The sequence below is a fragment of the Bradyrhizobium sp. SZCCT0148 genome (assembly GCF_018129985.1).
Lineage (GTDB): Bacteria > Pseudomonadota > Alphaproteobacteria > Rhizobiales > Xanthobacteraceae > Bradyrhizobium > Bradyrhizobium japonicum_H.
This window is the reverse complement of record NZ_JAFCKT010000008.1, coordinates 38292-60244: the sequence shown is the minus strand read 5'-3', so window position 1 is coordinate 60244 and position 21953 is coordinate 38292. Positions and strand designations below refer to the sequence as shown.

Sequence of the window (21953 nt, the reverse complement as noted above, 5' to 3'; positions counted from 1 at the left end):
TGAAGACCGGGCGGGGCCGATGTCCGCTCAACTGCTCGCGCCAGCCTGATGTGACGCGCCGGACACCTAGTCGATGTCAGTAGGGCGATGTCAGTTCAGCACTTCCACGATGCGGCGCGAGCGGGGCTCGACCAGCACGGTCTCACCGTTCACGACAGTGTAGCGATAGGTGGTGGCGCCGAAGCGTTGCGGCACGTCATAATAGGTGACGCCTGCCTCGGGTAAGGTGGTGCCGACGACGATCCGATCCGGAATGCTGAAGGCCGGCACACGCTGCTCGACGACATAGTCGCGGAAAGCCGGCCGCTGTTCGACCGCAATCGTCGGGCCGCTCTCGACCACGACTGGCGCGCGTCCGACGGTGACACCGCTTTGCGCCTGCGCCGCAAGAGGCGAGCCGATCGCGGCTGCAAGCACGGCAAGGGCAAGAATCCTGTTCCGCATGGACAACTCCTTCGACGTGATGTTCGGACGCGCCAAGGACGCGACCGGTTGGCCAATGCACGCACCCTTGCCAATGTTCCGGGACAAGCCCTGCCGTATTCGCGGCAATTTCGGGCAGTTTTCGTGGGAGACGGAACTCGCATCGCGCCTTGTGCGTCTCTACTCGCGGAACCCGGAGGGCTATGATCCGCCCGCGATTCGCTCCACCTCGACAGAAAGATAGTTCATGCACATCACCGTCGCCCACATTTCGCCGATCCTGTCGTTGATTGCGGGTGTGCTCATCCTGATCATGCCGAGACTGCTCAATCTGATCGTTGCGATCTTCCTCATAGTGAACGGTGCGATCGGGCTCGGGCTCCTGAAATGGCTCCACCTCTAGGAGTTCACTTTCCGGAACTGTCTGACTTGCGCGGGCCCGTTCAAAATGGTGTAAGGCCCGCGAAATCCCATTCCTCTCGCAGGTTGTGTGCAAGCTATGGCCAAAGCCGCCTCGAAGCCCAATAAAACTGCAGCGAAATCAAAGTCTTCCGCCAAGGCAAAGGCCGCTCCGCCGGCCCGCAAGGCGCTTGCCAAGAGCGCCCCCAAAGCTGCTGCAAAGCCGACCGCAAAGGCTTCCGCCAAGCCCGTTGCGAAGGCTGTGACCAAGGTGGCTCTGCCGAAGGTCGCTGCGAAGCCTGCGCCGAAGAAGGCCGCTGCAGTCAGAGTGTCGCCGGTCGCGGGCAAGGCCGGCAAATGGGTCTACACGTTCGGTGACGGTAAGGCCGAGGGCCGCACGGAGATGCGCGACCTGCTCGGTGGCAAGGGCGCGAACCTCGCCGAGATGGCCAATCTCGGTCTGCCGGTGCCTCCGGGCTTCACCATCCCGACATCGGTCTGCACCTACTTCTACGCTCACGACAAATCCTATCCGAAGGAATTGCAGGCGCAGGTCGAGAAGGCGCTCGACTACGTCGGCAAGATCACCGGCAAGGTGTTCGGCGACACCAAGAACCCGCTGCTCGTTTCCGTCCGCTCCGGCGCGCGCGCCTCGATGCCGGGCATGATGGACACCGTGCTGAACCTTGGTCTGAACGACCAGACCGTGGAAGCGCTGGCGGAATTGTCGGGCGATCGCCGCTTCGCCTATGACAGCTATCGCCGCTTCATCACGATGTATTCCGACGTGGTGCTCGGCTTCGAGCATCATCACTTCGAGGAAATCCTCGACACCTTCAAGGACGGCCAGGGCTACACCCTCGACACCGACCTCAGCGCCGACGACTGGGTCGAACTGGTCGGCAAGTACAAGGATGCGGTCGCGCGCGAGACCGGCAAGGACTTCCCGCAGGACCCGCACGACCAACTCTGGGGCGCGATCGGTGCGGTGTTTTCATCCTGGATGAACGCGCGCGCGGTGACCTACCGCAAGCTGCACGACATTCCGGAATCCTGGGGTACCGCGGTCAACGTGCAGGCCATGGTGTTCGGCAACATGGGCGAGACGTCGGCGACCGGCGTTGCCTTCACCCGCAATCCCTCGACCGGCGAAAGCAAGCTTTACGGCGAGTTCCTGATCAACGCGCAGGGCGAGGACGTCGTGGCGGGCATCCGCACGCCGCAGGACATCACCGAGGAAGCGCGGAAAGAATCCGGCTCCGACAAGGCGTCGATGGAAGCGGCGATGCCGGAGGCCTTCAAGGAGCTGACGCGGATCTACACGCTGCTCGAGAAGCACTACCGCGACATGCAGGACATGGAGTTCACGGTCGAGCAGGGCAAGCTCTGGATGCTCCAGACCCGCGGCGGCAAGCGCACCGCGAAGGCGGCGCTGCGCATCGCGGTCGAGCTCGCCAATGAAGGTCTGATCACGAAGCAGGAAGCGGTGATGCGGATCGATCCCGCTTCGCTCGACCAGTTGCTGCATCCGGCCATCGATCCCGGCGCCAAGCGCGATGTCATCGCGACCGGCCTGCCGGCCTCGCCCGGTGCTGCCTCCGGCGAGATCGTGTTCTCCTCGGATGAGGCGGCCAAGCTTCAGGCCGACGGCCGCAAGGTCATCCTGGTCCGCATCGAGACCAGCCCGGAAGACATCCACGGCATGCATGCCGCCGAAGGCATCTTGACCACCCGCGGCGGCATGACCTCGCACGCGGCGGTCGTCGCGCGCGGCATGGGCAAGCCCTGCGTCTCCGGCTGCGGCACCATTCGCGTCGATTACGGCCGCGGCACCATGAGCATCGGCTCGCGCACCTTCAAGACCGGCGACGTCATCACCATCGACGGATCGCTCGGCCAGGTGCTCGCCGGCCGCATGCCGATGATCGAGCCGGAGCTGTCCGGCGAGTTCGGCACGCTGATGAAATGGGCCGACCAGGTCCGCAAGATTGGCGTCCGCGTCAACGGAGATACGCCGGAGGACGCCCGCACCGCGATCAAGTTCGGCGCCGAAGGCATCGGCCTCTGCCGCACCGAGCATATGTTCTTCGAAGAGACCCGCATCCGCACTGTGCGCGAGATGATCCTCTCCGAGGACGAGCAGTCGCGCCGCGCCGCGCTCGCAAAGCTCCTGCCGATGCAGCGCGCCGACTTCGTCGAGCTGTTCGAGATCATGAAGGGCCTGCCCGTCACGATCCGCCTGCTCGATCCGCCGCTGCACGAGTTCCTGCCGCATACCCATGCCGAGGTCGAGGAAGTGGCGCGCGCCATGAACACCGACCCGCGGCGCCTCGCCGACCGTGCCCGCGAGCTCTCGGAGTTCAATCCGATGCTCGGCTTCCGCGGCTGCCGTATCGCGATCGCTTACCCGGAGATCGCCGAGATGCAGGCGCGCGCGATCTTCGAGGCCGCGGTCGAGGCCGAGAAGCGCACCGGCAAGGCCGTGGGTCTCGAGGTGATGGTGCCGCTGATTGCCACCAAGATGGAGCTCGATCTCGTCAAGGCGCGCATCGATGCCACCGCACAGGCGGTGATGCGCGACACCAACACCAAGCTCGCCTATCAGGTCGGTACCATGATCGAGCTGCCGCGCGCCTGTCTGCTCGCGGCGGAGATCGCGGAGAGCGCCGAGTTCTTCTCGTTCGGCACCAACGATCTGACGCAGACCACCTACGGCATCAGCCGCGACGATGCCGCGAGCTTCCTCGGCACCTACGTGTCCAAGGGCATTCTCCCGATCGATCCCTTCGTCGCGCTCGACCAGGAAGGTGTCGGCGAGCTCGTCAAGATCGGTGTGGCGCGCGGCCGCAAGACGCGTCCGAAGCTCAAGGTCGGCATCTGCGGCGAGCACGGTGGCGATCCGGCCTCGGTCGCCTTCTGCCACAATATCGGCCTCGACTACGTCTCCTGCTCACCCTACCGGGTGCCGATCGCCCGCCTTGCCGCCGCGCAAGCCGCGCTCGGCAAGGCAGTCGCGAGCCAGGCGTAAGCGACGACTGATCGTTGAATGCGAAGAGGCGGGGCAAAGCTCCGCCTTTTTTCTTTTGGGCGTCGCTGATTGCGAGCGCCATACGCGCGCCGCGCCGTCGCGGGGCACGCCCCGGTTATGTGAACCGACTCGCGCAAGCCTCACCAAGCGGAACTCTCGACGTCCCGTAATGATACGCGCGAGCAAGAGTTCCTTCACCATTCGCGTTGACCTCTTGTTTACCGCTTCACGTGACGACGCGTTTACCAGCCTGCGCGATCACCCCGTGAAAACACCTTCGCTCGCTTGAGTGTGCCGCTCGCGCAACGCCGATTAACGCCCCGGCAACCTAAATTGGATACTTACGAGAAAGATCGAATTGCACGGATGTACTGCGGTTCGATTTTTCTGGCGTAAGCGTAGCGTGAGCGTATCGATGTCTGTGTTGCGTAACCATCCGAAGGGCGCGCGGTTCGCGTCCTTCGGCATCGGTCTCTGCATCTTCGCATTGATGCCGAGAGAGACCGGCTATCAGGATATTGCCTCGCTGCTGGCGCGCCAACCCGGTGTCGCCGAGCGTTGGCAGAAGCAGGTGTTCTCCGCGGCGTCCTCCATCCAGCTTGCCACCTACAGTTTTTCCCGACCCATCGGCACCTCGGTCCCGCAGAGCGCGATGGTTCGCCTCGCAAGCCTCGATGGCCGCGACGTCACCGGCGCAATCAGCCGCAATCCGGCGCTGCAGGCTGCGCCGCGCTACCAGGCTTCCGACTTCCCCAAGGTCGATCGCTCGATGAAGGGTGATCGCCTCACGACCATTGTGCCGACCGAGACTCCCGAAACGGTCGCGCCGGCTGCGGCACCGGCGCAGCAAGACCCCGCGACGTCGAACAGTTCGGTGTTCGGCGCCAAAACGGCCGCGCTGCCGCAGGCGATGTCGCCGGAATCCGCGGCCGCGCTCGATCCCGAGCTTCAGGAGGCGCTGCGCGCGCCGCCGCTGCCACAATATTCCAATTCACCGCGGGCCAGCGACGCCGCGCGCGCGCTCGCGACCGCGCCGCTCGAGGCTCTCAAGCGGACCACCGCGCCGACGACGCCCGTGCGCGATCCCTTCAGCATCAAGACGTCCAACCTGTTCTTCGGCAGCTCCTCGCTCGGCGGCAATCTGGAGAGCATCGAGAGCTGGCAGCCCGGCGCCGAACCGCTGATCGTGATGGCGGACCCTGATATGAAGGTGACCGCCTCGCTGTCGCCGCCGACGGTGGAGATCGCCAGGGATATCGAGAGCGGCGAGAGCGTCGCGCCGAAGGGCGAGGTCAACGCCGACAACCAGCGTGCCAAATCGCCGGCGGAGCGCCTGGCGCTCGACGACAAGTCGCGCGCGAAGTCCGAGAAGTGCCTCGCCGAAGCCGTCTATTTCGAATCGCGCGGCGAGGCCGTGCGCGGCCAGATGGCGGTGGCGCAAGTCGTGATGAACCGCGTGTTCTCCGGCAAATATCCGGACACCGTGTGCGGAGCGGTCTATCAGAACAAGCACCGCCATCTCGCGTGCCAGTTCACCTTCGCCTGCGACAACAATACTGACGTGATCCGCGAGCCCGAGATGTGGGACCGCGCCAAAAAGATCGCCAAGGCCATGCTCGACGGCCAGATCTGGCTGCCTGAGGTCGGCAAGTCCACGCACTATCATGCCTATTGGGTGCGCCCGTCCTGGGTCGCTGAGATGAAGAAGATGTACAGGACCGGCGTGCACACCTTCTATCGGCCACGCGCCTGGGGCGACGGCAGCGAGGAACCAAGTTGGGGTACCCCGGCCCAGACCGCCGCGCTGTCAGCCGAGCTTACGCAGGAAGCGAAGAGTTCTGCCGAGATGGGTGTGAGTGAGCGAAGGTAGTGCTTCACGATAGACTGTCGTGGCCAGGACAAGCCAGGCCATGACGTTGTGGAGGCGTCGGCGCTCCAATCACGCCTCGATATCCAGCGCACAGTCGAAATTCGGCGCCGAATGTGTCAGCGCGCCTGAAGAGGCGTAATCGACGCCGGTCGCCGCGATGGCTGCGATCGACTCCAGCGTGACGCCGCCGGATGCTTCCAGCGCGAGGCGGCCTTCCGTCATCCGCACCGCCTCGCGCAATGTCGCAAGGTCCATGTTGTCGAGCAGCACTGCATCGGCCATTCCGGTGTCCAGCACCTCGCGCAGCTGCACCAGCGTATCGACTTCGATCTCGATCTTGACGAGATGGCCGGCATGGCTGCGGGCGCGCTCCAGCACCGGCGCGACGCCGCCGGCGACCGCGATGTGGTTGTCCTTGATCAGGATCGCATCGTCGAGGCCGAAGCGGTGGTTGAAGCCGCCGCCGCAGCGCACTGCGTATTTCTCCAGCGCCCTCAGTCCGGGCGTGGTCTTGCGCGTGCAGCAGATACGCATTTTGGTGCCTTCGGTACGAGCGACATAGTCGGCCGTAAGCGTCGCAACGCCCGACAGACGGCCGACGAAATTCAGCGCGGTTCGCTCCGCGGTGAGAATGGCGCGCGCGGGGCCCGAGATCGTCAGCACCTGCTGTCCGCGGGCGACGCGCGCGGCATCGCGGACATGCGCGCGGACTTCGATGTCGGACGAGAGTCTTTGCAGCGTTGCAAGCGCCAGCGGCAATCCGGCGATCACGCCGGACTGGCGCGCGACCAGGATGGCTTGCGCCCTGGTCGCTTCCGGGATCGTCGCAAGCGAGGTGATGTCGCCGGCGCGGCCGAGGTCCTCGTCGAGCGCGCGCTGCACGGCCGCGTCGATGGCGAGCGGTGAGAGAAAGGCGTCGGGGTTGAGCAGTGAGGTCGGGGTGATCATGGGGGTCTCCATCAGGCGATCATGGGTTGCGCAGCGCGCGGCAGGGAGCTCAGGCTTTCCGCGGTCTCGCGCGCTGCCGTGAGCGTGGTCATCGTTCGCTGCGCCAGCGCGGGGTTTTCAGCGCGATGGTCGGAGCGGAAATGCGCGCCGCGGCTCTCACGCCGGCTCCACGCCGAGGCGGCCACGAGCAGGGCCGATGTCGCCATGTTGCGCAGCGCGATGCTGGTCGCCCCGCGTTCGACCGCGGCGAAGTGGCGCGCAGCACTCCCGAGACTCTCGCCCTCGCGGATCACGCCGACATGGGCGGCCATCGTTGCCCGCAGCCGCTTCACGGCCGCGGCATCCGGCAGGCCGCCGCCCGGTGCCATCAAGGCGCCGGAGAGGCGAGCAGGCGAGGGGATCGCATGTCCGACGATGTCGTCGGCGATGCGCGCGGCGTAGACCACGGCTTCGAGCAGCGAATTCGAGGCAAGCCGATTGGCGCCGTGCGCGCCTGTCGACGACACCTCGCCGCCGGCCCAGACCCCGTCGATCGAGCTGCGTCCGCGCGCGTCCACGGCGATGCCGCCCATGTGGTAGTGCGCGGCGGGCGCAATCGGGATGATCTGTGTGGCCGGATCGATGCCGGCGGCGATGCAGCTCGCATGCACGGTCGGAAATCTCTCGGCAAAGCGCGCGCCCAGCGCCTGCCGCGCATCGAGGAAAGCCCCGCGCCCGGCCGCGATCTCGGCGAACACGCCGCGCGCCACGATGTCGCGTGGCGCGAGCTCCGCGAGCGGGTGGAGCGCGACCATGAAGCGTTCGCCGGCGCCGTTGACCAGCGTCGCCCCTTCGCCGCGCAAGGCTTCGGTGGCGAGCGGCGCAGGATCGCGGCCAACCATGATGGCCGTTGGATGGAACTGCACGAATTCCGGGTCGGCAATCACGGCACCAGCACGCGCGGCGATGGCGAGGCCGGAGCCAAAAGCTTCCATTGGATTGGTCGTGACGGCGTAGAGATGTCCGATGCCGCCGGTGGCAAGCACCACTGCGCGCGCGGCGAGCAGGACCGGCCGCGCCGAAAGGTTGCCTGCTTCGCGCAATTGAAGGCCGGCGACGGCACCGCCCTCGGTCAGGAGGGCTTCGGCCACAAGCCCCTCGATCAGGCGGATCGACGGCGTGCGGCGTACCGCCTCGGTCAGTGCCGCGATGATCGCGGCACCGGCGTTATCGCCTCGCACATGGACGATGCGCCGGGCTGAATGTGCCGCCTCGCGTCCCACGGCGAGCCTGCCCTCGAGATCGCGATCGAACGGAACGCCATAGCTCAAGAGATCGTGGATGCGCGGCGCGGCCTCGCGCGCGATCCCAAGCGCGACCGCATCGTCGACGAGGCCGCCGCCGACCGCGTTCGTGTCAGCGGCGTGCGCTTCCGGCGTGTCGCCCTCGGCCACCGCCGCGGCGATACCGCCTTGCGCCCATGCGGAGGATGCGCCCTGTCCGAGCGGCGCGGCCGAGATCAACGTCACCGGCCGCGGCGCCAGCTTCAGCGCGCAGAACAGTCCGGCAAGGCCGCCGCCGACGATCACGATGTCGTCGGTGCGGGTGAGGTCGTGGATGTTGCCTGTCATGGTGCAGTCTCAGTTCTTCAGATTGATCATGCGCTCGACCGATCGCCTTGCCCGCATCGCAAGCGCGGGATCGATCGTCACCTCTTCGCGGAGCGTCAGCAGGCTGTCCAAAATGTTCGCGAGCGTGATGCGCTTCATGTGCGGGCAGAGATTGCAGGGCCGCAGCATCTCCACATCGGGCAGCTCGGCGCGCACATTGTCGGCCATCGAGCATTCCGTGATCATCACCAGCCGTCGCGGACGCTTTTCGCGCACCCAGTTGATCATGTGCGCGGTCGAGCCGGTGAAGTCGGCCTCCGCCAGCACGTCCGGCGGGCACTCCGGATGCGCGATGATCTGGACGGACGGATCGGCCTCGCGAAGGGCGCGCAGCTCCTCACCCTTGAAGCGCTCGTGCACCTCGCAGGCGCCTTTCCAGGCGATGATCTTCACGTCGGTCTTCGAGGCCACGTAAGTGGCGAGATAGCGATCGGGCAGGAAGATCACGCTCGGGGCGTTCAGGCTCTCGACCACCTGCACCGCGTTCGAGGAGGTGCAGCAGATATCGACCTCGGCCTTCACCTCCGCGGATGTATTGACATAGGCGACGACGGGCACGCCGGGAAATTTTTCGCGGAGCAGGCGGACGTCGGCGCCGGTGATGCTGGCGGCAAGCGAGCAGCCGGCACGCGAGTCCGGGATCAGCACCGTCTTGTCCGGGTTGAGCAGTTTTGAAGTCTCCGCCATGAAGTGCACGCCGCACTGCACGATGATATCGGCCTTCACCTTTGTGGCTTCGACCGCGAGCTGAAGCGAGTCGCCGCCGATGTCGGCGACACAGTGGAAGATCTCCGGCGCCTGATAGTTGTGTGCGAGGATCACCGCGCCTCGCTTGCGCTTCAGCTCGTTGATCGCCTTGATCGTCGGCGCCATCAGCGGCCATTCGATCGGCGGGATCACATGTTTCACACGCTCGTAGAGCGGCGCGGTGGCGCGCTCGACCTCCGGCGTCCATTCCAGTGCAGGCGTCGGCAGGGGCGGACCCGTTCGCGCGGCTGCTGCGTGGGAGGAGACCGTGACTTGGGCGATGGTTAGGCCCTGCGGCCGGTTGGCAAAGTCGTCGGGGCCGTAGATTTCAGCGATCGGCATTGAAGCTCCCTTAAGTCGTTTATACTCAAAATGAGTATATCGAAGGCCCAGATCATTCGACCGCGGGGCCAGCGCGACCGTCACTGGGAGCTAAATATACTCATATTGAGCAAATCAAAAATAGCATGCTCTTTCGAGGATCGCCAGATGCTGTCGCACACATTTCCGTCAAGCCCTCGACGCCTCCGGCGAGGTCAGATTGAAATGCAATGCTTGCGCGACAGCTCCCCGCGCGATGCAACCGTTTTTGATTTGGGATTTTCATGCAAATGCATTAAGTGACGCATTTGCGGCCGCCTCCTGGCGAATCCGCCAACGATAGACGGGGAATGCCATGTCGACATCAGTGGGCGAACTCGCGCCGGGGCCACGTTCCTCCAACTGGCGCACTCCCGCCGTCATCATCCTCTGTGGCTGTGCGATCGGCATGCTCGGCTTCGGTCCGCGCTCTGCGCTCGGCTTCTTCGTGCAGCCGATGAGCCACGAATTCTCCTGGGGCCGTGACGTGTTCGGCCTCGCCATTGCCTTTCAGAATCTGCTGTGGGGACTGGGCCAACCGCTCGCCGGCGCGGTGGCCGATCGCTTTGGCCTGTTCCGTGTGATGTGCGTCGGCGCTCTGCTCTATGCCGGCGGCCTGCTGTTGATGCGCTATTCCACGACGCCGTTGTCGCTCGACATCGGTGCGGGCGTCATGATCGGCTTTGGTCTTGCCGGCTGCTCGTTCAACCTGGTGCTGTCGGCATTCACCAAGCTGCTGCCGGCCGAGAAGCGCGGCCTTGCGCTTGGAGCCGGCACGGCGGCTGGCTCATTCGGCCAGTTTTTGTTCGCACCGATCGGCGTTGCGTTGATCGACAATTTCGGCTGGCAGCAGGCGCTCTCCGTGTTCGGCTTCCTGATGCTGCTGATCATTCCGCTGTCGCTGGCGCTCTCGACGCCGCCGGTCGCAACCACGGCAAACACGGCGCCTGCGGACGAGCAGACGTTTATGAAGGCGCTCGCGGAAGCCTTCGGCCATCGCTCCTACGTGCTGTTGGTGCTCGGCTTCTTCACCTGCGGCTTCCAACTCGCCTTCATCACCGTGCATCTGCCGGCCTTCCTGGTCGATCGCGGCATCTCCGCGCAGACCGGCGGCTGGGTGATTGCAGCGATCGGCCTGTTCAACATCGTGGGCTCGCTGAGCGTCGGCTATCTCCAGAACTCGCTGCCCAAGCGCTACATCCTCTCCACCATCTACTTCACGCGCGCACTCGCGACCCTCGCCTTCATCTCGTTCCCGATCACGCCGTTCTCGGCGATCGCCTTCGGTGCGGTCTCCGGCCTGACCTGGCTGTCGACGGTGCCGCCGACCTCGGCGCTGGTGGCGCTGATGTTCGGCACGCGCTGGCTTGCGACGCTCTATGGCTTCGCCTTCGTCAGCCATCAGGTCGGCGGCTTCCTCGGCGTCTGGCTCGGGGGTATCGTCTTCGAAAAGTACGGTTCCTACACGCCGATCTGGTGGCTCTCGATTGTGTTCGGCGTGCTCTCGGCGCTGATCAATCTTCCAATCGTGGAGAAACCTGTCGTTAGGGCGGTTGCGCAGCCTGCCTGATCGGCTAAACATCCCGGTCAACCTGTCAGGGAGTTCAGTCGTGGCCACATTCAAGGCGATCCGGATCGACAAGGCGGACAAGGGCACCACCGCCGCGCTGACGCAGTTCGACGAAGCCGAGCTGATGGACGGCGACGTCACCGTCCGCGTGGAATGGTCGACGCTGAACTACAAGGACGGCCTTGCGCTCACCGGCAAGGCCCCGGTGGTGCGCCGCTTCCCGATGATCGCCGGCATCGACTTCGCCGGCACCGTCGAAGCGTCCTCGCATCCGCAGTGGAAGGCGGGCGACAAGGTCGTCTGCACCGGCTGGGGCATGGGCGAAACGCATCTCGGCGCCTATGCCGAGATGGCACGGGTGAAAGGCGACTGGCTGGTGGCCTTGCCGCAAGGCCTGTCGGCGCGCGATGCCATGGCGATCGGCACCGCCGGCTTCACCGCGATGCTCTCGGTGCTGGCGCTGGAGAAGCACGGTCTGTCCCCGAAGAGCGGCCCTGTGGTGGTGACGGGTGCCGCCGGCGGCGTTGGCTCGGTCGCGATCGCCGTGCTCTCCAAGCTCGGTTACCACGTCATCGCTTCGACCGGTCGCGCCTCGGAGGCCGACTATCTGAAGCAGCTGGGAGCAGCCGAGATCATCGACCGCAACGAATTGTCGGCGCCGGCCAAGCCGATCGCGAAGGAGCGCTGGGCAGGGGGCATCGACAGCGTCGGCTCGACCACGCTGGCGAATCTGCTGTCGATGACGAAATACGGCGGTGCGATCGCGGCCTGCGGCCTGGCCGCCGGCATGGACCTGCCATCGTCTGTCGCACCCTTCATTTTGCGCGGAGTGTGCCTTCTCGGCATCGATTCCGTGATGTGCCCGATCGAGCCGCGGAAAGCCGCCTGGCAGCGCCTGGCGTCAGATCTGGATCGGACAAAACTATCTGAAATTACTCACGAAATCTCCCTCGATCAGGTTTCGGAGTGGGGCGCGAAAATCCTGGCCGGACAGGTCCGCGGTCGCACCGTGGTAAAAATTGTCTAACGGCGTTCAGACTTTACCAACCATGCTGCTTCAATGTCGCCATGGTTAGTATGGTAAGCAGCGGGTAAAGAGATAAGGCATCGCCCGCGCTGGGGTTGGTTCGGAGTTGAGCATGCTTGCGCGTATTGTGTTGGGGGCTGTCACGGCGGCAGCAACGTTTGCGCCGGCCCTTGCCGGAAGCATGAATGCCGATGAGGCGCGCCGCTTCGTGGCGGGCAAGGTGTTTGCCTTCACCTGTTTCGACGGCACCCGCGGCGCAGGCCGTATCCTGGACGATCTTGGTGCCGCCGGCGCGGTGCAGTTCTCCGGTGCGGGCCCGGTCAAGCATCTCCGCCTGCCCGGCAATACGTTGCAGATCCGCGGCCAGAACGTCTGTGCCTCGATCAAGGGCATTCCGTTCGAGCCCTGTTTCAACCTGGAAAAGACCGACGACCGCAGCTTCCGCGGCTCGGTGTCGGGAATGGGCTTCGCCTATTGCGACTTCCATCACCAGGGCGGCAACCAGATGCTGATGGCGCGCGCTGCGGCGCGGCCGCGCTCGCTGCACCGGGCGGAGCACACCGGGTCTGTCGGCCCTGCCAACACCGAAGTGGCCTCACGGGTCGAGACGCCACGCGTCGAGAGCAGCCGGCTCGAGCCGGTAAAGTCGGAGGTCAAGTCTGAGCCCGCCAGGACCGAGGGTCCGCTGGAGCTGCGCCGCTCGACCCAGTGAGACAGCAGCGCAGGACGGTTTGCGCACTCTGTCGTTGAAGACGTCCGTCGAACATGAAGCCGCCGCGCCGTAGTCATACGGACGGCGGCTTTCATGCGTTGGTAGCTGTTCGCGCTCAGTTTGCGTACGGCCGGGGGGCGCGGCCCGATAAAAGGGTTCGACGATGTCGCTGTACTTCTTCCGCATCAGCACCGGTCGCTATTCTGGCGCCGCCGACCAGCCCTACGAGTTCGAGGACCGCGCAGCCGCCTGGACCGAGATGACGGAGGTCTGCGCCAACCTGCTCGGTGGTATTGCACGCAGCCTGAAGCCGAACGCCGAGTGGTGCATGGAGCTGCTCGACGAGGACAAGAAGCCGGTCTTTCGCATCAGCCTCCTCGGCGAGAGTTTACGCTGACGATTGTCGATCGAGTGACCCGGCGTTCACGTCTACCGATGCGTTTAAATCCGCGAAGTCCGTTTTCCTGCACGTAAGAGATGCGAAGAACCATGCGGTTCAGCGGCCCATCCGGTATTTCTACGGAGGTCGGCGAGGCTTTGCTTAACGTTAATGAGGAACCTCGCTGTTAGCCTCCCCGGCTGTTCACGCGCTTCGCCGCGGCAAATGCGTACCCTTGGGGATACTTTGATGACGTTCATTCAGAACCTGCGAATCGGCACCAAGCTCGCGGTCACTTCGGCGCTGACCATCGTGCTCGTCGCGCTCATGATCTTTCTGCAGACGAGCGGAGATGCCAATGTCCAGAAGCTCAGCAATGCCGCGTCAGGCCAGCAGGCGATCGCGCAGAACGCCGCGGAAGCGAAAGCGTCGGTCCGGGGCATGCAGATCGGCATTCGCGACATCTTGATGTCTGCTTCGCCGGCCGAGATGCAGAAGGCAGTTTCCTACTTCAATGACCGGCAGGCCGCCGCCACGAAGTTTTCGGGCGAGATGGCGAAGCTTTCGCGCTCGCCGGAGAACCGCAAGCGGATCGATCGCCTGACCGTGTTGATCGGCGAATTCGGCAAGGGCCAGCAGCAGATCGAGGCCATTCGCAAGCAGGAGCTGGCGCTGGAGGGGAAGAAGGACGGCGAAGCGGCGGCGCAGCTCGCCAAGCTCGTGGCCGACGTCGATCAGTTTCGCAAGGGAACGCTCGCGCCGATCAACGCCGAGATTTCCGAGTTGACCAACCAGATAACCGATTTCGCGAAACAGAGGAGCGTCGAGACGCGCGCAGCCGCGGAAGCCGAGGCGACCTCAGTTGCACGGACCTCACTCGTTACCGGCGTTCTGGCCGCGCTTGTCTTGATCGGTGCGTGCATCTTCTCTGTCTTCAGCATCGCGCGGCCCATGCGGGCGCTGACGGCGGCGATGGAAAAACTTGCCGGCGGAGATTTCTCCGTGGTGCTGCCGGGCCTCGGCCGCAAGGACGAAGTCGGAGAGGTCGCTGGCGCCGTCGAAAAATTCAAGGTCGTATCCGAGCAGAAGGCCCGCGAGGAAGCGGAAGCCAAGGTGCGGCAGGACCAGATCGCAGCCCAGCAGCGCAAGGCCGAGATGCACAAGCTTGCGGACAATTTCGAGTCGGCGGTCGGCCAGATCGTCGGCACGGTGTCCTCGGCCTCGACCGAGCTCGAGGCATCCGCCACCACGCTGACCTCGACCGCGGAGCGCACGCAGGAACTCACCGCCATGGTGGCTGCCGCGTCCGAAGAAGCCTCCACCAACGTGCAGTCGGTGGCGTCGGCGACCGAGGAGCTGTCGTCTTCGATCACGGAGATCAGCCGCCAGGTGCAGGAATCTGCCCGCGTCGCCGGCGAGGCAGTGAGCCAGGCCCGCACCACGACCGACCGTGTCGGCGAGCTCTCGGCTGCGGCGGCACGAATCGGCGACGTGGTGGAACTGATCAACACCATCGCCGGCCAGACCAATCTGCTGGCACTCAATGCAACCATCGAGGCTGCGCGGGCGGGCGAGGCCGGCCGCGGCTTCGCCGTGGTCGCCTCCGAGGTCAAGGCGCTCGCCGAGCAGACTGCGAAGGCGACCGGCGAGATCGGCCAGCAGATCGCCAGCATCCAGACCGCGACCGAGCATTCCGTCGGCGCGATCAAGGACATCAGCCATACCATCGAGAGGCTGTCGGAGATCTCCTCCACGATCGCGGCCGCCGTCGAAGAGCAGGGCGCGGCGACGCAGGAGATTTCCCGCAACGTGCAGCAGGCGGCTGAGGGTACCCATCAGGTGTCGTCCAACATCACCGACGTGCAGCATGGCGCGAGCGAGACGGGGTCCGCTTCCTCCCAGGTCCTGTCCGCCGCGCAGTTGCTGTCCGGCGACAGCAACCGCCTCAAGATCGAGGTCAGCAGATTTCTCGACACCGTGCGCGCCGCCTGACGGCGGCGTCTTTCGACGCTCATCTGCAACCATCGCGCGTGACTGCGCGGCGGTTGCGCGCTTTCATGGTCCATTCGCCGCGATTTCAGCCCGCGCAGGATTAACCTTCCGGAAAAGCGATCCGGTCATCATTGCCGTAATTTCCCGGGCACTGAGTCGCCCTTCGCATTGCCCATCAATCGTTGGAGCACTTTCATGAGTGGCATTTCCATTCGCCTCACTCACAAGGTCATGGCGATCGGACTGTTCGGTCTCATCGGGCTCATCGCCTTCGGCGCGATCTACCAGATTGGCAGCCTCTCCCAGGACACGTCGCGCGATGCCGCTGATAGCGCGCGCAAGATGTCCGATCTCAACCAGCGGGTTTCCCAGCAACTGCTCGAAGCGCGCCGGGCCGAGAAAGACTTCCAGCTGCGTCGCGATCAGTCTTACGCGAAGCGGCACGCCGAACTCGCGTCCGACATCGTCGGGAATTTCGATCGCCTCGGCAGTGCGACGCGTGCGGCTGGCTACGCGACGATTGGCGAGAAGGTGGCGCAGGCCCGTGCCGGGTTCGAGCGATACGTGAATGAGTTTGCGGCCGTCGAGAAGGCCGAGGTCAAGCTCGGTTTGAACGAAACGCTGGGCTTGTCAGGTTCGCTGCGCGCGGCGGTCCACGACATCGAGACCAAGCTGAAGGAGGTCGATGACCCGCGACTTACCAGTGGCATGCTGATGATGCGCCGGCACGAGAAGGACTTCATGCTGCGTCGCGACCAGAAATATGTGGAGGCTCTGAAGAAGACCGCGGCGGAGTTCTCCAAGCAGGTGGATGCATCGACAATTCCCCCGGCGATGAAGGCGGATATCGCCAAGAAGCTCGCCAAGTATGAAAGTGATTTCTCGACCTGGGCAGCCGGCGCGCAGGATCTGGCCTCGCACGGCTCGGCGATGTCCAAGGAGTTCAGGGTGATTGAACCCGTCCTCGAAGACATCGAAAAGAACGTCGCCCAACGATACGACGCGGCGAAGGCTGACGAAGCGTCGACACGGGCCTCGATCAAGCTGTGGATGTGGGTCGCGCTCGGATGCTCCGTCCTGCTGGTGGGAAGCGTGGCCTTTTTCGTCGGCCGCTCGATCTCGACCGCGCTGATAGCCATGGTGCGGTCGATGACCGGCCTGGCAAACGGTGACACCTCCGTGGTGATCCCCGGCGTCGGCCGCAAGGACGAGATCGGCGAGATGGCCGGAGCGGTTGCGGTCTTCAAGGCCAACATGGCGGAGGCCGACCGGCTGCGCGCCGAGCAGGCGGAAGCCGAGGCGCGTGGTCGCGCACAGCGCAAGGCCGACATGCAGCGGCTCGCCGACGGCTTCGAAGGCGCAGTCGGCGAGATCATCGAGACCGTGTCGTCGGCCGCGACCGAGCTTGAGGCGTCATCCAACACGCTGACGCGGACCGCCGAGCGCGGCAATAGCCTCGCCACCGCCGTGGCGGCGGCCTCGGAGGAGGCGTCCGCGAACGTGCAGTCGGTGTCGTCCGCGAGCGAGGAGCTGACCTCCTCGGTCTCCGAGATCAGCCGTCAGGTGCAGGAATCGGCGCGCGTCGCCGACGTCGCGGTCGGGCAGGCGCAGCGCACCAATACGCGTGTCGCCGAGCTGACCAAGGCTGCTTCCCGCATTGGCGACGTGGTCGAGCTGATCAACACCATCGCCGCCCAGACCAACCTGCTGGCGCTCAACGCGACCATCGAGGCGGCGCGGGCGGGCGAGGCCGGCAAGGGCTTTGCTGTGGTGGCGACCGAAGTTAAGGCGCTTGCCGAGCAGACCGCGAAGGCCACCGGCGAGATCGGCCAGCACATCGGTGCGATCCAGACCGCGACGGAAGAATCCGTCGGCGCGATCAAGGAGATCGGCGAAACCATCGCGCGGATGTCGGAGATTTCGTCGACCATCGCTGCGGCCGTGGAGGAGCAGGGCGCCGCCACGCAGGAGATCTCCCGCAACATCCAGCACGCCGCGCAGGGCACCTCCGACGTCTCGGCGAATATCGTCGACGTCCAGCGCGGCGCGGGTGAGACCGGGGCCGCCTCGGCACAGGTGCATTCGGCCGCGCAGTCATTGTCCCAGGAGAGCAACCGCTTGAAGAGCGAGGTCACGCGGTTCCTGGAGACAGTCCGGGCGGCCTGAAACGTCGGCCCCCCGTCCAACAAGGTGCGGTGCGATGGTGCGGTGCTGCGCGCCGTCGGCCGTGCTGCTACAAATGGTAGCGGACCGTATAGTGGGTGCGCTGCCGAATTCCGTAATTCAACGTAGCTTCCTGTTAACGCCTGTTTGTAATTATGGGCGCAATCTTACGAGATAAGAACCAGCCAGCATTATTGGAATGACCACGTCCAGTCGTCCGTCGAGGCGATTGCGGCGCGGGTGATCTGCGCGTTGTATGTTCTTCGGGATTTGTGTGATGTCGAAATTGTCGATCGTCTTCAAGCTGCTGACCGTGCTGTCGGTCCTCGTGCTCTCGCTTGCCGGTGTCGGCGTGATGGCGATCGGCACCATGCAAAACATCAACTCCCACACCGTCGAGATTGCGCAGAGCTGGCTCCCCAGCGTGCGTGCGCTGGGTTCCATGCGCGCCGACATCAACGAGCTGCGCGTCGCGCTCCGCCTGCACCTAATGCAGGATACTGTCGAGGGCAAGGATGCAGCCGAGAAGCGGCTCGCCTCGTTGCGCGAGCGCATCGAGAAGACCCGCAAGGTCTACGAGCCGCTGATCACGACCGCCGAAGAGCGCTCGCTCTACGAGCAGTGGACCAAGGCATGGGCCGAATATCTCAACGGCGTGCAGGAGACGATGGCCCTGTCCCGCAAGACCATCGGTCGTTTCCCGACCGACGCCAACGAGATGCTGCAGACCAAGGTCGCGAAGATGGCCCAGGCGGCCGATCCGCTGCTTCAGAAGGGCATCGAGCTCAACAACAACGGCGCCGAGCTGGAGACCAAGCAGGCGGCCGACAGCTACGCGTTGATCTTCCGCGTGCTGGTCGGCATCATCGTCGCGGCCGTCGTGATCGCGATCGCCGCCGCATATTTTCTGGTGCGCGACGTCTCTCGCGGCATCGCCTCCATCATCAGGCCGATGCAATCGCTCGGCGAGGGCGACCTCTCGGCCGAGGTGCCGCATCGCGGCGAGAAGACCGAGATCGGCGCGATGGCGGATGCGCTGCAGATCTTCAAGGAGGCGCTGGTCGCCAAGAGGGCTGCCGATCAGGCTGCCGCGCGAGACGCCGAAGCCAAGATCGAACGCGGCCGCCGCGTCGATGCCATCACGCGCAATTTCGAGGTCATGATCGGCGAGGTCGTCGAGACAGTGTCGTCCGCCTCGACCGAGCTCGAGGCCTCCGCCGCCACGCTGAGCGGCACGGCGCAGCGCGGCCAGGAACTCGCAACCGTCGTCGCAGCCGCCTCCGAGGAAGCTTCTACCAACGTCCAGGCGGTCGCGTCCGCCTCGGAAGAGCTGTCATCCTCGATCACCGAGATCAGCCGCCGCGTACAGGATTCGGCGCGAATGGCTGCGGAAGCCGTCGAGCAGGCGGCGCGGACCAACGACCGCGTCAACGCGCTGTCGCAGGCGGCCTCCCGCATCGGTGACGTCGTCGAACTCATCAACACCATCGCCGGCCAGACCAACCTGCTGGCGCTGAATGCGACCATCGAAGCGGCCCGCGCCGGCGAAGCCGGCCGCGGCTTTGCCGTCGTCGCGTCGGAGGTCAAGGCACTGGCCGAGCAGACCGCGAAAGCGACCGGCGAGATCGGAGCGCAGGTCGCAGGGATCCAGGCTGCGACGCAGGAATCCGTCAGCGCCATCCAGGAGATCGGCGGCACCATCGAGCGGTTGTCCGAGGTGTCCTCAGCCATCGCCGCCGCTGTCGAGGAGCAGGGCGCCGCGACGCAGGAGATCTCCCGCAACGTCCAGCAGGCCTCGGTCGGCACGCAGGAGGTCTCGTCCAATATCACCGACGTGCAGCGTGGTGCGATGGAGACCGGCGAGGCCTCGGGCGAAGTGCTCTCGGCCGCGAAATCGCTGGCGACCGACAGCACCCTTTTGAAGGTCGAGGTCGCGCGGTTCCTGGAATCGGTTCGCGCGGCCTGATCCTCACCCACCCGTCTGCGGAGCCGGCGGCGGTACTGTCTGCCGCCGGAACAGGATGCGCTGGTACAGCCAGCCGATCGCGACCAGCACGACGCCGAGGCACATGAACGACAGCGCCCGGTAGACGCCGGTCAGCGTCGACATGTCGATGACGAAGGCCTTGAGGATGGTCAGCGCGATGACGGCGGCCGAGGCCAGCCGAGCCCGCTCGGAGTTGACCAGGATGCCGACGCCCAGCAACACCACGCCGAAGGCGAGCCAGCCGATCGAATAGGTGTACTGCTCGGCGCCCGTCGTCGGGCCGGTCGAGAGGATCGGGCCGTGATAGAAGCGGCGGATCTCCAGCGTGACATAGGCGAGGGCGAACAGCAGCGCGCCGCCCGCAATCGTGTTGGCGTAGACCTTGCCGCGTTGACCGACCACCGCATAGGACAGCAGCAGCATCAGCACCGCCGGCAGCGCATAGCCGAGCAGCAGCAGGTTGAACACGGCGCCGCCGACGTCGACGTGCGAGATCAGCGGGTTCTCGAGGATCAGGAGGCCGAACACGCTGACGAGCCCGCCGATCGCCGTCAGCACGACCGCGCCGACATTGTGCACGATGCTGCCGCTGCGCAGCCGCAGGCGCTCCAGCCCGATCGCCATCGCGAGCGAGACGCAAACCTGCAGCGCGAATTCGAGCAGCGATGGCGGCGAGATCATGTCGCCATGGGTCGCAAAGTGCCGGACCTCCATGAAGGCGAGCAGCGCGGTGAACAGGATCGCCGCGGTCTCGACCATGCGCAGCGGCGGATCGTCGCCGCGGCGGCGCAGGAACAGGCTCGCGCCCCAGAACGAGGCCGCCGGCAGGCCGTAGCCCCACAGCAGCCAGTTGAAGATCGGCGTGGTTCCGACGGCATCGCCGACGATGCGCGGATCGTGGACGATGCGCGCAGTGACGATCGCGGCGAACACCGCCGCGAGCCGGCGCAGCACCGGGATCGGCCGTTGCAGCGAGATCCAGGCGGTGCCGAGCGACATCAGCGCCAGGGCAATCGTGAGCCAGCCCTTTTCCAGCGCGAAGGTCAGCGCCAGCGCCAGCGCGCCGAGCGTGCCGGTCGCGAAAAGTGCGGTCGAGGTCGCTGCGCCCGGTCGATCCTCGCGGCGCGTCAGCGCTTCGGTCGCGGCGCCGAAGGCGGCTGCGAGCAGGACAGCCAGGATCGCGAACGGGATCGAGCGGTCGAGATGGGCGATGCGGGCGTAAAGCGCGACGAGGATCGCGATCGGCGTGGCGACGGCCGCCGCCGACCACACCACGGGGATGATGGTCGAGTTGGAGCGGCCCTGCGCGAGGAAGCCGGCAACGCCGAAGCCGATGGCGAAGATCGCGGCCATCACCAGATGCAGCGTGACCGAGCTGTCGATCGCAGTCGGCCCGATACCGGACATCGCGCCGCCGGGCAGCACGAGCATGTCAGGATTGGCGCGCACCGCCCATTCCGCGAACACGATGAAGACGGTCGCTGCCGCCGCGCCGAGCGCGCCGGTGGCCGCCGGCGCACGCCAGGCGACGAGCAGCGTCGCGCCGACGAGAAGCGCGAACGCGATCAGCGCCAGGTCCGCATGTGCGCTCGACAGCACGATCAGCATTGCGCTGAACAGATAGGCGCCGAGCGAGCTCGATGAGACCGGCTCGATCTCGCCGTCTTCGATGCTGGGGCCGAACATGAAGCCGCAGACGACGAGCAGTGCGGCGAGCACGAAGCCTGCGATGGCATGGAAGGCGTGCGGCGCGACCTGCACTTCGCTGGTGTCGAGACCCGGGAAGATCCACAGCACGGCGAAAGCAATGGTGGTCACCGCGAGCCAGCGCCACAGCCGGATCCGGGCGAGGCCGAAGCTCGCGGCGGTGACGACGGCAAGATAGATGTAGAGCGCCCAATAGTCTGGCCTGCCGCTGGAGACGAGCAGGGGCGTCACGAAGGCGCCGACCACGCCGAGGCCGGCGAGCGCGGGTCCGTGCAGCAGTGCGGCGGCGAGTGTGCACATGGCCACGATGCCGAGCAGCACGAAGGCGGTCGCGGGCACCAGGAAGCCGTAGAGCGCGTAAGCCGCGTAGACGGTCGCGAATGCGACGGCCGTACCCGCGGCGGTGAGGATCGCCGGGATGTTGGCGATCGGCAGCGCATGGATGTTCGAAATGCTTTCCTTGCGGCGCGACCATTCGCCGGCCCCCAGCAGCGCAGCTGCGAACAGGCCGCCCAGGAACACGCGCACGCCGGGGCCGAGCAGGCCGGCCTCGATCGAATAGCGCACCATGAAGAAGCCGCCGAGCGCGAGCGCAAGGCCGCCGATCCACACCACCCAGCGGGTGCCGAGCCGCTCCTCGAAGCCGGGCGCAGCGGCCGGCACTGGAGGTGGTGCGGCAGCCGCGAGGCTCGCTTCGAGCGGGGGCGGTGCAGGCTGTTCGGTGACCAGCGGAGGCGGTGCCGCCTCGGCCTCAGGCGCCAGCGGCGGTGGCTCGGCGGCTGCCGTCGCGGGCGCTTCAGCCTGCGCCTGTGGGGGAAGCGGTGGCGGCGCCCGAACCGGCCGCTGCTCCGCGTAAAACATCTGTTCGAGCGCGTTGAATCGCCGGCGCAGCTCGGCCGCCTGGCTGGAGGCCTTGATGGCGATCAGGATGGCGATGATCGCGATGATCAGCGCAAAGACGTCAAACGGGCCGTCGAACATGAAGCCTCCAG

At 65.6% G+C, this 21953-nt stretch carries 15 protein-coding genes; 10 read left to right on the top strand and 5 right to left on the bottom strand.

Going from position 1 to position 21953, the window contains the following annotated elements:
• Positions 1–90: 90 nt before the first annotated feature.
• Complete coding sequence (locus JQ580_RS22780; RefSeq protein WP_212282446.1) at positions 91–444, bottom strand: DUF1236 domain-containing protein; 354 nt, start codon at positions 442–444, stop codon at positions 91–93.
• A 226-nt stretch (positions 445–670) separates the two neighbouring features.
• Here JQ580_RS22780 and JQ580_RS22775 point away from each other — a divergent pair, with 226 nt between their 5' ends.
• The 3 genes from JQ580_RS22775 to JQ580_RS22765 all read left to right on the top strand — a co-directional run bounded on the left by JQ580_RS22775 (position 671) and on the right by JQ580_RS22765 (position 5720).
• Positions 671–826 (top strand): DUF3096 domain-containing protein, encoded by a 156-nt coding sequence (locus JQ580_RS22775; protein WP_018648785.1) that lies wholly within the window; start codon positions 671–673, stop codon positions 824–826.
• Positions 827–922: 96 nt separating this feature from the next.
• Positions 923–3850 (top strand): pyruvate, phosphate dikinase, encoded by a 2928-nt coding sequence (gene ppdK, locus JQ580_RS22770; protein ID WP_212282445.1) that lies wholly within the window; start codon positions 923–925, stop codon positions 3848–3850.
• A gap of 415 nt (positions 3851–4265) precedes the next feature.
• Positions 4266–5720, top strand: coding sequence for a cell wall hydrolase (locus JQ580_RS22765; RefSeq protein ID WP_212282444.1), 1455 nt, complete (start codon positions 4266–4268; stop codon positions 5718–5720).
• A gap of 69 nt (positions 5721–5789) precedes the next feature.
• Here the strand turns inward: JQ580_RS22765 and nadC are convergent, their stop codons facing one another.
• Genes nadC through nadA form a run of 3 tightly spaced genes read right to left on the bottom strand, consistent with a single transcriptional unit; the run spans position 5790 to position 9406 of the window.
• Entirely contained in the window at positions 5790–6668 is an 879-nt protein-coding gene (nadC, locus tag JQ580_RS22760; protein ID WP_212282443.1) for a carboxylating nicotinate-nucleotide diphosphorylase, read from the bottom strand.
• Between the two features lie 11 nt (positions 6669–6679).
• Positions 6680–8278 (bottom strand): L-aspartate oxidase, encoded by a 1599-nt coding sequence (locus JQ580_RS22755; RefSeq protein WP_212282442.1) that lies wholly within the window; start codon positions 8276–8278, stop codon positions 6680–6682.
• 9 nt (positions 8279–8287) lie between these two features.
• Positions 8288–9406: a quinolinate synthase NadA gene (nadA, locus tag JQ580_RS22750; protein WP_212282441.1), complete on the bottom strand. Its 1119-nt coding sequence runs from the start codon at positions 9404–9406 to the stop codon at positions 8288–8290.
• 334 nt (positions 9407–9740) lie between these two features.
• Here nadA and JQ580_RS22745 point away from each other — a divergent pair, with 334 nt between their 5' ends.
• The 7 genes from JQ580_RS22745 to JQ580_RS22715 all read left to right on the top strand — a co-directional run bounded on the left by JQ580_RS22745 (position 9741) and on the right by JQ580_RS22715 (position 19233).
• Positions 9741–10994: an MFS transporter gene (locus JQ580_RS22745; RefSeq protein ID WP_212282440.1), complete on the top strand. Its 1254-nt coding sequence runs from the start codon at positions 9741–9743 to the stop codon at positions 10992–10994.
• A gap of 40 nt (positions 10995–11034) precedes the next feature.
• Positions 11035–12021, top strand: a complete 987-nt coding sequence (acuI, locus tag JQ580_RS22740; RefSeq protein ID WP_212282439.1) for an acrylyl-CoA reductase (NADPH) — start codon at positions 11035–11037, stop codon at positions 12019–12021.
• Between the two features lie 112 nt (positions 12022–12133).
• Entirely contained in the window at positions 12134–12733 is a 600-nt protein-coding gene (locus JQ580_RS22735; RefSeq protein ID WP_212282438.1) for a hypothetical protein, read from the top strand.
• 163 nt (positions 12734–12896) lie between these two features.
• On the top strand, positions 12897–13130 hold the full coding sequence (locus JQ580_RS22730) for a DUF6894 family protein (RefSeq protein ID WP_212282437.1): 234 nt from the start codon (positions 12897–12899) through the stop codon (positions 13128–13130).
• 231 nt (positions 13131–13361) lie between these two features.
• Positions 13362–15104 (top strand): methyl-accepting chemotaxis protein, encoded by a 1743-nt coding sequence (locus JQ580_RS22725; RefSeq protein ID WP_212282436.1) that lies wholly within the window; start codon positions 13362–13364, stop codon positions 15102–15104.
• Positions 15105–15299: 195 nt separating this feature from the next.
• Complete coding sequence (locus JQ580_RS22720) at positions 15300–17270, top strand: methyl-accepting chemotaxis protein (protein WP_212282435.1); 1971 nt, start codon at positions 15300–15302, stop codon at positions 17268–17270.
• Between the two features lie 274 nt (positions 17271–17544).
• Positions 17545–19233, top strand: a complete 1689-nt coding sequence (locus tag JQ580_RS22715; protein WP_212282434.1) for a methyl-accepting chemotaxis protein — start codon at positions 17545–17547, stop codon at positions 19231–19233.
• A 3-nt stretch (positions 19234–19236) separates the two neighbouring features.
• Here JQ580_RS22715 and JQ580_RS22710 read toward each other — a convergent pair whose 3' ends face one another.
• The gene (locus JQ580_RS22710; RefSeq protein ID WP_212282433.1) at positions 19237–21942 is read right to left on the bottom strand and encodes a DUF2339 domain-containing protein; all 2706 of its coding nucleotides are present in this window, start codon (positions 21940–21942) and stop codon (positions 19237–19239) included.
• Positions 21943–21953: the final 11 nt, after the last annotated feature.

Coding starts and splice junctions, on each gene's coding strand:
- JQ580_RS22780 (WP_212282446.1), bottom strand. CDS start 444: ATGCGGAACAGGATTCTTGCCCTTGCCGTGCTTGCAGCCGCGATCGGC.
- JQ580_RS22775 (WP_018648785.1), top strand. CDS start 671: ATGCACATCACCGTCGCCCACATTTCGCCGATCCTGTCGTTGATTGCG.
- ppdK (WP_212282445.1), top strand. CDS start 923: ATGGCCAAAGCCGCCTCGAAGCCCAATAAAACTGCAGCGAAATCAAAG.
- JQ580_RS22765 (WP_212282444.1), top strand. CDS start 4,266: ATGTCTGTGTTGCGTAACCATCCGAAGGGCGCGCGGTTCGCGTCCTTC.
- nadC (WP_212282443.1), bottom strand. CDS start 6,668: ATGATCACCCCGACCTCACTGCTCAACCCCGACGCCTTTCTCTCACCG.
- JQ580_RS22755 (WP_212282442.1), bottom strand. CDS start 8,278: ATGACAGGCAACATCCACGACCTCACCCGCACCGACGACATCGTGATC.
- nadA (WP_212282441.1), bottom strand. CDS start 9,406: ATGCCGATCGCTGAAATCTACGGCCCCGACGACTTTGCCAACCGGCCG.
- JQ580_RS22745 (WP_212282440.1), top strand. CDS start 9,741: ATGTCGACATCAGTGGGCGAACTCGCGCCGGGGCCACGTTCCTCCAAC.
- JQ580_RS22735 (WP_212282438.1), top strand. CDS start 12,134: ATGCTTGCGCGTATTGTGTTGGGGGCTGTCACGGCGGCAGCAACGTTT.
- JQ580_RS22730 (WP_212282437.1), top strand. CDS start 12,897: ATGTCGCTGTACTTCTTCCGCATCAGCACCGGTCGCTATTCTGGCGCC.
- JQ580_RS22725 (WP_212282436.1), top strand. CDS start 13,362: ATGACGTTCATTCAGAACCTGCGAATCGGCACCAAGCTCGCGGTCACT.
- JQ580_RS22720 (WP_212282435.1), top strand. CDS start 15,300: ATGAGTGGCATTTCCATTCGCCTCACTCACAAGGTCATGGCGATCGGA.
- JQ580_RS22715 (WP_212282434.1), top strand. CDS start 17,545: ATGTCGAAATTGTCGATCGTCTTCAAGCTGCTGACCGTGCTGTCGGTC.
- JQ580_RS22710 (WP_212282433.1), bottom strand. CDS start 21,942: ATGTTCGACGGCCCGTTTGACGTCTTTGCGCTGATCATCGCGATCATC.